Source organism: Citrobacter sp. L55, assembly GCF_002850715.1.
GTDB lineage: Bacteria > Pseudomonadota > Gammaproteobacteria > Enterobacterales > Enterobacteriaceae > Citrobacter > Citrobacter braakii.
This window is the reverse complement of record NZ_KZ559404.1, coordinates 1-11,457: the sequence shown is the minus strand read 5'-3', so window position 1 is coordinate 11,457 and position 11,457 is coordinate 1. Positions and strand designations below refer to the sequence as shown.

General features: G+C 53.5%; 9 protein-coding genes. 4 read left to right on the top strand and 5 right to left on the bottom strand.

Going from position 1 to position 11,457, the window contains the following annotated elements; all coding sequences use genetic code 11:
• Nucleotides 1–79 precede the first annotated feature (79 nt).
• On the bottom strand, nucleotides 80–1,207 hold the full coding sequence (locus B9P82_RS13590; protein WP_101700480.1) for a multidrug effflux MFS transporter: 1,128 nt from the start codon (nucleotides 1,205–1,207) through the stop codon (nucleotides 80–82).
• Nucleotides 1,208–1,308: 101 nt separating this feature from the next.
• Between B9P82_RS13590 and B9P82_RS13585 the strand changes: the two genes are divergently transcribed.
• A complete protein-coding gene (locus B9P82_RS13585) occupies nucleotides 1,309–2,088 on the top strand; it encodes an AraC family transcriptional regulator (protein ID WP_101700479.1) in 780 nt (259 codons plus the stop codon).
• Between the two features lie 119 nt (nucleotides 2,089–2,207).
• Here B9P82_RS13585 and yncL read toward each other — a convergent pair whose 3' ends face one another.
• The gene (yncL, locus tag B9P82_RS13580; protein WP_071524268.1) at nucleotides 2,208–2,303 is read right to left on the bottom strand and encodes a stress response membrane protein YncL; all 96 of its coding nucleotides are present in this window, start codon (nucleotides 2,301–2,303) and stop codon (nucleotides 2,208–2,210) included.
• Between the two features lie 192 nt (nucleotides 2,304–2,495).
• Here yncL and B9P82_RS13570 point away from each other — a divergent pair, with 192 nt between their 5' ends.
• Entirely contained in the window at nucleotides 2,496–2,669 is a 174-nt protein-coding gene (locus B9P82_RS13570) for a GhoT/OrtT family toxin (protein ID WP_016153148.1), read from the top strand.
• 19 nt (nucleotides 2,670–2,688) lie between these two features.
• Here the strand turns inward: B9P82_RS13570 and B9P82_RS13565 are convergent, their stop codons facing one another.
• From B9P82_RS13565 to B9P82_RS13555, 3 genes are read right to left on the bottom strand one after another with little or no spacing between them, the layout of a single operon-like run.
• A complete protein-coding gene (locus tag B9P82_RS13565) occupies nucleotides 2,689–4,848 on the bottom strand; it encodes a virulence factor SrfC family protein (protein WP_101700478.1) in 2,160 nt (719 codons plus the stop codon).
• A complete protein-coding gene (locus B9P82_RS13560) occupies nucleotides 4,845–7,826 on the bottom strand; it encodes a virulence factor SrfB (protein WP_047358152.1) in 2,982 nt (993 codons plus the stop codon). Before B9P82_RS13560 ends, B9P82_RS13565 begins: the two co-directional genes overlap by 4 nt.
• A gap of 4 nt (nucleotides 7,827–7,830) precedes the next feature.
• Nucleotides 7,831–9,138, bottom strand: coding sequence for an SrfA family protein (locus B9P82_RS13555; protein WP_101700477.1), 1,308 nt, complete (start codon nucleotides 9,136–9,138; stop codon nucleotides 7,831–7,833).
• Nucleotides 9,139–9,420: 282 nt separating this feature from the next.
• Between B9P82_RS13555 and B9P82_RS13550 the strand changes: the two genes are divergently transcribed.
• Together B9P82_RS13550 and B9P82_RS13545 are read left to right on the top strand one after the other, a co-directional pair.
• The gene (locus B9P82_RS13550) at nucleotides 9,421–11,019 is read left to right on the top strand and encodes an ABC transporter substrate-binding protein (RefSeq protein WP_101700476.1); all 1,599 of its coding nucleotides are present in this window, start codon (nucleotides 9,421–9,423) and stop codon (nucleotides 11,017–11,019) included.
• 17 nt (nucleotides 11,020–11,036) lie between these two features.
• Nucleotides 11,037–11,270 carry a YdcY family protein gene (locus B9P82_RS13545; RefSeq protein ID WP_016153143.1) on the top strand — a complete coding sequence of 78 codons (234 nt, stop codon included), beginning with the start codon at nucleotides 11,037–11,039 and terminating at the stop codon, nucleotides 11,268–11,270.
• The last annotated feature ends 187 nt before the right edge of the window (nucleotides 11,271–11,457 follow it).

Here is an 11,457-nt window from a genome sequence, read left to right as displayed (position 1 = left end):
CCGCGAGGTCAGGCTATTAATACAACAAAGCCCCGGCTTATTAATGTCAGGGCTTTGTGCTTTCAGGATCGTCATCCGGTTATCCGCGGCGCAAGCTGCAAATCCAGGCGAGTAGCGCACAGACGCTCAGAACCAGCCCCAGTTGTTGCACCATGCCTGCCACCCCCAGCATCATTCCCAGCAACAGGTAATAGCTTAATCCGAATAATGCACCGGCGGCCCCGGCCTGTTCACGATAGTGGCGTAGGGCCTGACTCAGCACATTAGGGATCGCGATGCCATAGGCAATAACCGCGCCGAAAACCGGTATCAGAATCCACGCGGAGTGCTGTAACCACCACGCGGCGAGGCCTGACAATGCTGCCAGCGCACAGGCATAACGTACCCTCTGTTCCGATGTCAGGTCTGTCGTCAATAATCTCCGGTTCAGCAGGCTGCCCGACAGCGAAGCAAACGCAAGTAGTCCCCCCGTCCAGCCAAAGGCTCTGGAACTCCATCCCAATTGCCCGAAAAGAAACGGAGCCAGGCTGTAATAGCTAAACAGCATGGTGTTCAGCAGCGCAACCAGCATGGTATTTTTCCACAGATCGCGGTCATTCATCATGCGGGAGAGCAGTGCAGCAAGGCTGGGTCTGAGCGTATTTTCGGGCCGGGTTTCTGGCAGCATGGTCGCAGTCAGTAGTAGCAGTAGCAGCGCCAGCAGCACAAGGGCAATAAATACACCGGTATGACCATACAGGCTAACCAACCAACCTCCGCTTAGCAGGCCGAAAACGGGACTCAATGCCAGCGCAGCGCCCATCACGGAAAAGACGCGGGATAGTGCAGTTGATTCATACGTGTCCCGTAACATGGTCTGTACCACCACTGACCCGGCAGCCGCGCCGATGGCTGAGATCATCCGCGCCAGCAGCAAAACGCTGAAGTCAGTGGCAACCACGGCCAGGGCACAACCTGACCCATAGCAGATAAGTCCAGCCAGCATCGCCCAACGTCGACCGATGCAGTCGCTCAGCCAACCCCACATCGCCACGCCGATGGCGAAGGCAATAAAATAAACGGAGAGTGTTTGCGCCGCGCGCTCACTGCTTACGTGAAAAGACGTGGCGATTCCTGGCAATGCCGGGCTATAAATGGTTTCCACCAGTTGCGGAAACATAATCAGCAAAGTAAGAAGCCACAGCGGCGGGCGGCGAAGAGTGTTCATTGCAATATCCAGAGAGACAGAAAACTGGCGGGCATTATTGCTGAAAAGGAGGTGTCGCATTACCATTATCAAGACTTTAAATATCAACTATCGGACAGATAATGGAAATTGCCCCGGATGATGATTTCAATGCAGATAGTTTTGATAAACCGGTAATCGGGATTGCCTCCGAGATGGGCGTACACGATTCCGGCCGGCATAGCCATCTTCGTCATCAGCTACTTTTTTCGGCAGCGGGAAGCATTACGATTGAGCTGGAGCATGCCCTGTGTCTGCTACCGCCACGGCGCGCGGTCTGGATCCCGGCTGGTACGGTACATCGCGCCATAATGCGCGGGGTGATGGCTTATCGTTCATTGTATTTTTCAACTACATTGCCGTTATCTAAGTTACCGCTGCAGATAGTCGACGTTAATCCTCTCTTTTTTGAAGTAATAGAACGTATGGCTTTCTGGCCGTGGGAAATGCCTGCCGCGCAGCAGGCCAGTCTTATCACCGTTTTCTGTGAGGAAATGCGGGCCGCCCACAGTGAAAACTGGACGTTGCAGTTTCCCTCAGATCCACGGCTGAACGTGTGGCTTGAAGGAGTACGTATGGGCGAATTGCCACCACGACTAAATCAATTATCCCAACGGGTTGGGGCATGCGAGAGGACGATCAGTCGAATATTTACCAGGGATACCGGGATGAATTATCAGAGCTGGCGGCAGCAATTTAGACTATTAAAAGCCATGGAGATGCTGGCTGATGGGGGGCAGATCAGCCAGGTGGCACAATATCTGGAATTTGTCAGTGACAGTGCTTTTATCGCTTTTTTCCATCAGCATACCGGCACAACACCGAGCCGTTATGCGGGCAATATAATGCCGCAGAAGGATTAGGGGTATTACATACTAAGGATAATTTACCGGGTGGCAGGAGAGTGGGAAAATCGTGTACTAATGGCAGAGAGAAGAGCCTCTCTGCCAGCGGACGCTGCAATTAATCAAGAAGAACGACATCAAGCAAACCAGCCAAACCTTGCGGAAATCAGACTGAAAAGTCCTACAGCAGCAAATATATTTATCAGCACCACAGTTTTACTGGAAACATTCATTTGTGCCACCTTTCGTTTTAACCCTTATGGGTATAGTACGGGTTATAACTATCCGCAATAGTACGGATTCTGAACATAATGAAAACGGCTTGTTTTACCGGCGTTTCTCTTAAAATAATTAATAAAACTTGATGTGGGTCATGAAAAAGAGCATATTGCGCGCGATTTTACCTTTCGGCCCGGATGCCTGACATGTCTCTGTACCAAAAAATGCTGGTTTTTTATGCGGTGATGGCCGCTATCACGGCAATCATCACCTGGTTTCTTTCCCGCGATAAAAAGCGGATTCGTTTTCTCAGCGCGGTATTAGTCGGGGCGACCTGGCCGATGAGTTTTCCCGTCGCGTTAATGTTTTCTCTCTTCTGATGACGGCGTAAACGCCGTTTCAGGAGGAAAGCAGGGCATCTAATCGTTTTTTGTCGGCTGCGCAAACATCCATTGGATGCTGATATCCCACGTTTTCATTGGCGCGGGTATACAAAGCGACCAGCCAGTCGTAAACGTAACGGCTTGCGCCATGCGAAGGTTGTTCATCCAGTTTCGTCAACCGTAACATCGGCTGTTGCGCCGGGGCACTAAAAATAGCCGATCCTTTTTGGATCCTGCTGGCCGGACGCTGTTCCTCTGCCACGCTGGCAAATCCAAGCCAGGTAATAAAATCCCCAATATCGGCGTGAAGCTGCGCGGCGCAGACGTTTTCTCGCTGCATAATGCGCTGTAAGCGTTGCGGCATCTCCAGCCGATAGCTGGTGGTGACGAGGATATCGGCAACCTGCCTTAGCGTACGCGGCTCGAGACGTAATCGGCGCGCATTATTTTCATCGCGACACCACTGGCGCACGTGGTTAACCCACATTTTGTGCGCCTGATACCCGGTCTCTTTGCTTTCCGGCGAGTGCGGTGTGTCACGCACCTCGGCAAACAGGTCAATCTCTTCATTAAATAATCCGCTCACCTGTTCCTCGCGCGGCTGCTGAACACGCAGTAGCGACTCAAAGAGGCGCATCGGCGGGAGCAAACCGTCCAGGAGTTCTCCATGTTTTGCCGCCTGGGCCTGGAGCTGGCGGATCACCGACTCATTGCTACCCGATTCGGTTTCAACGGGGTTAATCCAGCCGATCAGGGTTTCGCGTACGCGCTGCTGGTGCTGCTCACGCAGGGAGGTCAATCTCGCCTGGCGTTGCTGGGGCGAGGTTGCCTGAGTCAGCCATTCGACGAGGCGTTGTAAGCTGTGTTTATCCAGCGCCTGCAGCGTGCCCCAGTGCAGTCCGGGCTTGCCCATTAATTGCTGCACAGATTCATCAAGATTTTGCTGAGTGCTAAACCGCGCATCCTGCGGAGTAATGGCCCAGACCACTCCCGGCAATGCGGCGTCATGTACGGGCTGAGTGTCGTTAACCCAGCCCAGTAGTTTGCGGGTGATGGCGGGCGTCTGGGAGCGGGTAGATACCGCATTACAGATTAAAAGTACATCCGGTTGCAGATGCTGGCGATAATGTTCCAGCATCCAGCCTAATTTGGCCTGCCACAATGGATGGGGATGAACATCCGGGGCGAGGGGAATATCCAGCAGATCGACATTCTCCAGTACCGCGTCTTCAACCGTCAGGACCAGCTCGCGCGTGAGCAGCGCCAGCGAAGCCTGAGAAAGGCTGACCGCATTGAGCAACTGATCATTTTCTATTGGATGAACCACCACATCGCTTTGCGCCTCATTCCCGTTCAATGCTACCTGAGTCAGGAAACTCTCGGCAGGTAAACCAAAATGGTCAACCAGCAGGCTCAGCGGAGCCGCGAGTTCTTGCGCGCTCCCGGTTTGTTGCAGCGTATGCGCCAGCGCCAACCACTGTTGCGTCAACTCTGGTTGTTCTCCCCACAGTAACGCCCAGGCGTTTGCCCGGGTAGTCAGATCCAGAGCGGGTAGCAGCGTGGCAAACTGATGCCATAGCGCGTCGTCAAATTGCTGTTGTCTGGCCGGTACGCAGGCGCGCCAGAAACGGCCAATTGCCGCGACATCATGCGCGGTAATGCCCGGCACCGGATGACGCTGGCGCAACGTTTGCCATTTTTCCAGGCGCGCCTCAATAATCGATTTCTCGACCTGGCGGTTGTCCGCAAGCGCACAGAACTGGGTAATAAATAGCTGTACCAGTTCGGCTTCACTGAGTAGCCGCAGGCGCAACGGCCATTCACCATCGAGCGGATTTTCATCACGCGTAAAGCGGATCGCCATATTGGTTGGCGCATGACCAGGATTAATATGTGAAAAGTAATCAAAGCTGCGATCCGGGGTAACGATATTCACTTTGCCATTGGCGTTGCTGCACAATGCTGTGAGCAGGTGCGCTTTTGCCGATTGCGAATGTCCGTAAAGCCCAACGCATCCTCGCGATGAAAAGGTCGTCTTCAACGCAGATTCATTAACGGCGGCCAGGGTGAGCTGTGCCAACAGGGCATCCGCTTCATCATCAAGACGCGCCGCACGCTGACGGGTATCAGTTACCCACTCGATGGCGGCCTGCGCGGTGTTTAACATCTTACTCATTTCAGGTACACGCTCCCGCTATCAATCCAGTAATGGCTCCCGCTATGGCGTCGGTCTGCCAGCGTATTCAGTTTTAACGTTAAGGCATTGGCGGCAACGGGAGTGCCATCCTGTAACCACGCATCGCTCAGTACGAAAAATTCCGGGCCGCTTTCTTTGCTACCACCGCGTAGCTGCAGCCGTACATTCAACACGCCATCTCCGGCGATGGTTTTTGCCAGTTCGGCAGAATTTATGCTGAGCGTATACAGCGGTGTGGCAGGCCAACGGCTGTTGGCCAGTTGACGGAAACCTAACGTAACGTTGCCGCGCAATGGGAAGTGCAGGCGGGCATCCAGCTTCGCGCCGGGCTTATCCAGATCGATATCGTGATACCAGATGTTCTCATCACGCAGCGTATTGACCGTATTATCCAACACGCCGAGATAACGTACAGTCGAGTAAGCGCCGATATCGGCAGCTTTAAAGTTGAAACGCGGCAAGCGTAGATCCAGCGCCAGGCTACACAACATGGCACCAACTGCTGCGGTGGATTTGGGGTTACCAATCCGCCCTTGTTGGCTGAACGGATACCACTCATGTACGCGGTAGTTATCCATCCAGATCATACGATTAACCGGAACGGGCTGCAGATGGCGGATCAACGCCTGTACGCCCGGTAAACAGGCGGGTCTGCCGGTCACTAATAAAATATCGCAGCGATAGTGTGAAATGGCCTCACAGACCGCGTGCAGTGGGGAGGTCAGGGTAAACTGGCCCGCCAGTAACGCTTCTTGTAACTGCCTGAACTGCACCTGTAACGGCACGCTCAGCACATCAAACGCTGGCGATCCCGCAGGCAACGCATGATCGATAGCCTGCTGGATGTAATTCAGCACGTTGCGCGTTGGTTGCTGGCTCAGGAGTTCGCCAAAGGTGGCATGCAGACCCGCTACCGGATCGTTAATATCACTTTGTTCCCAGGCAGAAAGTACCGCATGACCGAGCGGCATAAAGAGTTGTAACGCCGTTTGTTGACGCAAAATCGCCTGGGTGTCGATGCGCCCGGAATCTCCAAATAGCGTAGCCAGCAATGCGGCCGCGTCGGTCACGCCAGCCTGTTGCAGACGGGTTTGCAGCGCAGGCAACACGCAGCGCTGAATCACGTCCAGCAGCATGTCATCGCCCGCAACCTTAAAGCCTTCACGGAACAGCAGGTGCGGGGTAATTTTGACGTTTGTACCCACGCCGTCATCAAGCTGGTAATGGACGACGGCCATATCCGTTGTCCCGCCGCCAATGTCGATCGATGCCACGCGCAGCGCACGACCTTTAGTCTCACCAGGCTCCGGCAAACGGTCCGGGCGGGCAAGGGCGTTAAAGAACGATTCGGTGTGACCATCGTAGTGAGAGATTGCTTCGTTATACAGCCACACCAGTTGCCCGCAGCTGGCCTCATCCCATTCCATCTGGATCTCAGGTACGGGAACCACGCTCTTTTCCTGCTGTTTACGGGTGGTGAAGTCTTCATCCTGCGGGTGCCAGCCCATTGCTTTCCAGACCAACGCAATGGCTTCAAACATGCGCAGGCGGAAAATCTCACGCTCCTGTTTGGGCATCGCCGACGGCAGGGTCAGGATCAGCGTACGCAACTGACGAGGAGATGCCGGGAATCCGAGGCGCAAACGCGTCGCCACGCTGTTAATTTGCCCCAGCGCCTGGGCCAGTATTTCGCACAACATATGCGTCATCAGCGTACTGCGGCTGTATTGCGGTGAGAATACCGGCAGACGATCATCCTGCGGCAGGCTGAACAGCGGTTGCCCGTCATCGTTCATCAGGTTCATCAGTGGGAAGGCGGTAGCCAGTGGTTCGCGCTGGGTTTTGCCATTCATCTGGCTAAAGCGCCAGTCATGCAACACCGGCGTTTCGTCCCACAGATAACGGCGCGGGCTGGAGATCCCACTGCTGCCTTCAGTGCCCATGCGCTGCATCGCCAGCTTTCGGGCTTCATCGCCAACGCGGACAATCGACGGCCAGATAAAGGCATCATCACGACCGCTCTCCACGGAAAAGTGCTGCTTACCAAAACGCGCTTCGGAAAACTCCAGTCGGCTGGTGAACAACGGATCGTTGAGAAACTGTGGCTCGCTTAACGAACGCACCTGCAATTCGGCTGTCTGGCGTAGTCCGTCATTGGCATCCCCGTGATCTTCAATCAGGACGCCACAGGTATGGGTGTTACCGATATCCAGGATAAGATCAACGGGAATGGCGGGCGTGCTGAGGGTATGCGTGACCAGTTTCACTTCCGGGACGGAAAGCTGCTCGCCTAACAGGGTCAGCACATTCAGCCAGTGCGCCTGATATTCAAAGTTACGCAGCGCCTGTTGGATCTCTTGTTCTGAGCGGTTCTCATGCTGTGTGACATGATGCATAAAGGATTCGCGCAACCAGCCGTCAATCCAGGTCTGGTCGAGGAAATCGGCAATTTCGTTGTCATGCCAGGCCAGCGCAAATCGCGTACCGTTCAGCAGGTCATTTTCGTTGGGGGTTAACGCCGCAGGGGCATTTTCAGTGAGCTGGCTGTCCAGCGCCACGGTGACGCGGTGGGTGTTGCCCGCGCTGTCAGGTTGCGCCAGCTTTCGCACCTGTACGCGCGCCCAGTTATCCGGGCCTTCAACGAACGTACGCGGCGGATTAAAGCGCAGGAACGGCAGCGGCAGCCAGACACCGTCGAGCACGTCCAGCGAATAATGCAGCTTTTGGGTGCTTTCCGGCTTCACCACTTCGGGCTGAGCGCCGGTGCTGCCTGGTAAGGTATAACGTCCGGTTGTCAGATCGAAATCCAGCCGCAGCAGGGGACCGTTTGCCGTTTTGCGCACAAAGCGGCCATGATGCGCAGATTCCTGCGGCGTCAGGCCAAAATCCAGAAATTGCACACCGCTATTGGCGATGAGCGTCACGCTCTGTTTGTAGTCACACAGATTCACCAACATAAAATCAGGCACCTATCTTTTTGATCGTCAGAGGGATTTCCGCGTGATCGTCATAACGTGCGGTACAGGCGGCGACGTCATTGGTTCCCGCTTTGCAGGTAATTTCCGGCATCGGATAACGTGACCCGTCCGTACAACGGGCATTCCCGCGACTCTTAATCATTAATTCACCTGACTGATGCAAACCGGAGAAAATCTCGGCACGACAAACAATATTGTCGCCATGAACCACGCGCGCAGTACCTTTATTGGCCTGGATCTGATAGCGCAGCGACGGCGCTTTACCGCTAACCGGATCTTTAACATCAACCATTACGCGCCAGTTACCGTTGAGAAAACGCGTCGTTCCTGCCTTCATCTGGTTGGCATCCATCACCAGCGCATCTTTCGGAATCGCGGCGATCACGACCGGTCCCTCGACAGGTTTTTCTTTTTTGGCAGCCGGAACCACTTCAGCCCGATGCAGCGGCAGTGCAGATGTCAGTTCTGGCAGCGGTGCCATATCTGCCTTAGCGACGTCTCCAGGGGGAACAGCGGGTACGGGCTGGGTGGTCTGTTGCTTCCACAGCAGCGGCCCAACCATGGCTGCAATGATCACCGCGGCAACGGGCAGGCTCCACAACGGCAGGCGGCGTGCGGGTTTCTTCTGTGCGAGCGGCGGCGAGACTTCAGGTTCGTTAACAACGACCAGGGGTTGTGGTTCAGGTTCAGCCGGTTTAGGTAGCTCAACCACTGGAGTCAGCAAAGGTGCGTCGGCCTCGACGAAGGTGATTGGGGCAGTGATTTCTTCTTCCGGCTCAGGCTCCGCTACGGTGACGACCGGAGGAATATCGGCAAGGCGCAGGCAATCGAGCACATCGTCGCGAGGATTTTCATTCAGATTGACGAAACCCCAGAACGTAATAACGGGTTTACCTTCAACCAGAAACACGTGATTCTCACCAGGAAACTGGATGGCTTTTTCCAGCAGTGAGCCAAACAGTTGCAGAGAGGTTTTACCCGATTGCAGACTTTTACGGCTCAGCGCCGCCGCATTTTCCAGCGTGCTCCCCAGATAGCGCAGCGCACGAAAACGGGCGTCTTCATCAGCGGCTTTCCATGCAACGGCTTTCCCTTCAATCGGCGAATACCAGTCAACGCGATCGCCGTTGTCGTTAATTTGTGGGATCGCCAGACAATCCACCATCGCCTGCTGTTTACGCAGGCGAAGCGTTTCACGAATTTGCAATGCTGAATCAAACACGGCCTGACCACCGCCGCCCACGGCCTGATAGTCATCCAAATTGCCGCTGCGCAAGAGAGTTTTTGCCACGTTGTTACCCCTTAGACTTCTTCACGTATCTACTTTACGTTTTATAAAAACGAGCAAACGGTGGAAGAGAGGCAAAAAGGGGCGAATTTTCATGGCATAGAGTGCCGGGAAAAATCTTGACGTTTTGAAAAAGACTTAAGGGAAATTAATTCGCTTAGGGTGATGAATTATTCAGCGAAATACACCGGATTAGAATAACCTGATAGTGATTTGTTATTGGTCAGTTTTTGTCAGCTATGCTCTGATATCCCGGTTAATAATAAAATAAGAAGGCTTATAACCATGATTGCAAGGAAAACGTTACTCGCGCTGGCGCTCAGCGCCGTCTTACCATCAGGCGCGGCGTTCGCGGCCAATACTGACACTCTCATTTACTGCTCAGAAGCGTCGCCAGAGTCATTTAACCCGCAAATCGCCAGTTCAGGTCCATCGTTTGTAGCCAGCTCACAGGTGCTCTACAACCGACTCATCAACTTTGATCCGGTAAAAAATACGCCAGTTCCGTCTCTGGCAACGGACTGGACGATTTCGCCGGACGGTAAGATCTACACTTTTACCCTGCGTCAGGGCGTGAAATTCAACAGTAATAAATTCTTCAAACCAACCCGCGACTTCAACGCTGATGACGTGGTTTTCTCGGTATTACGACAGAAAGATGCCGATCATCCGTACCACAAAATTTCTCAGGGAAGCTACGAATACTTCAACGATGTCGGTCTGGATAAACTGATTAAAGAAGTGAAGAAGGTCGATGATTATCACGTTCAGTTTATCCTTAATGAACCTAACGCCGCGTTTCTTGCCGACTGGGGAATGGATTTTGCCTCCATCCTCTCTGCAGAATATGCCGACGTGATGCTGAAAAAAGGCACTCCGGAAAACGTCGATAACTGGCCAATTGGCACCGGGCCATACGTGTTGCAGCAGTACAAGCAGGATTCGCAAATCCGCTATCTCGCCAACCCGAACTACTGGGACGGCGCCGTCCCCACGAAGCACCTGATCTTTTCAATCACGCCAAACGTTCAGACCCGATTGGCGAAACTGCAAACCAATGAATGCCAGATAATTCCGGCACCTGCGCCCGTACAGTTTGACGAGATTAAGAAGAATAAAGATTTGACGCTGCATTCGGTTGAAGCGCTGAACGTCGGGTATCTGGCGTTTAATACCGAGAAAAAACCGTTTGATAACGTGCTGGTGCGTCAGGCGCTTAACTACGCGACAGACAAAAAGGCCATTATTAACGCCGTCTTTTTAGGTTCCGGTACGGTGGCAAAATCGCCAATTCCGCCGAATATGTTGGGATTCAATAAAGATTTGCAGGATTACGCTTATGACCCGCAAAAAGCGAAAGATCTGCTGAAACAGGCAGGACTGGAAAACGGCTTTGAAGCGACGCTGTGGTCAATGCCGGTTCAGCGCCCATACAACCCGAACTCCCGACGGATTGCCGAGATGATCCAAAGCGACTGGGCGAAGGTTGGCGTGAAGGCGAAAATTGTGTCGTACGAGTGGGGCGAATATCTCTCCGGAATGCGTAAAGGTGAGCATGACACCGCGTTGTTCGGTTGGATGTCAGACAACGGCGATCCGGACAACTTCGCCGATGTACTGCTGGGCTGTGACAGCATTAAAACCGGATCTAACGCCGCGCGCTGGTGCGATAAAGAGTATAATTTGCTGGTTCAAAAGGCGAAACTGGTGAGTAAACCGGAAGAACGCGCCGCGCTTTACCAGCAGTCGCAAGAGATTTTCTACCAACAGGCTCCGTGGATTGCGTTGGCAAACGGGAAAACGTTTTACGCGACGCGCAGCAACGTCAGCGGATACAGCGTTAGCCTGATGGGCAGCGATTTTTCAAAAGCAAAATTAAATTAATGAGTTAAGGAGAGGTTATGTCGCATCTGGATGAGGTCAGCGCACGTGTTGATGCCGCCATTGAAGAGAGCGTCATTACGCATATGAATGAATTGCTGATTGAACTCAGCGATGATGTCGTGCTGAGCCGGGAAGAACGTTACACCCAGCAACAGCGTTTGCGTACGGCTATCGCACATCATGGCCGTCAGCATAAAGAGGATATGGAAACCCGTCGCGAACAGTTGACCAAAGGCGGCACAATCCTGTAATTCGTTGTGGCCAGATGGCGAAGTAACACCTTATCCGGCCTGCATGTTCAGGCCGATGTGATGGACACCTCCCACCTTACGGCATCATCGTGCCAGACTGAGGTGTTAACTTCAGTTCCCAGGGGGAGGTGTCCACATGAATATTAAACGTATTGGCCTCGATCTCGCAAAGCAGGTTTTTCAGCTT

Excerpts from the sequence above, each read along its gene's own strand:
- B9P82_RS13545 (WP_016153143.1), top strand. The coding sequence starts at position 11,037 with ATGTCGCATCTGGATGAGGTCAGCGCACGTGTTGATGCCGCCATTGAA.
- B9P82_RS13570 (WP_016153148.1), top strand. The coding sequence starts at position 2,496 with ATGTCTCTGTACCAAAAAATGCTGGTTTTTTATGCGGTGATGGCCGCT.
- yncL (WP_071524268.1), bottom strand. The coding sequence starts at position 2,303 with ATGAATGTTTCCAGTAAAACTGTGGTGCTGATAAATATATTTGCTGCT.
- B9P82_RS13585 (WP_101700479.1), top strand. The coding sequence starts at position 1,309 with ATGGAAATTGCCCCGGATGATGATTTCAATGCAGATAGTTTTGATAAA.
- B9P82_RS13590 (WP_101700480.1), bottom strand. The coding sequence starts at position 1,207 with ATGAACACTCTTCGCCGCCCGCCGCTGTGGCTTCTTACTTTGCTGATT.
- B9P82_RS13550 (WP_101700476.1), top strand. The coding sequence starts at position 9,421 with ATGATTGCAAGGAAAACGTTACTCGCGCTGGCGCTCAGCGCCGTCTTA.
- B9P82_RS13565 (WP_101700478.1), bottom strand. The coding sequence starts at position 4,848 with ATGAGTAAGATGTTAAACACCGCGCAGGCCGCCATCGAGTGGGTAACT.
- B9P82_RS13560 (WP_047358152.1), bottom strand. The coding sequence starts at position 7,826 with ATGTTGGTGAATCTGTGTGACTACAAACAGAGCGTGACGCTCATCGCC.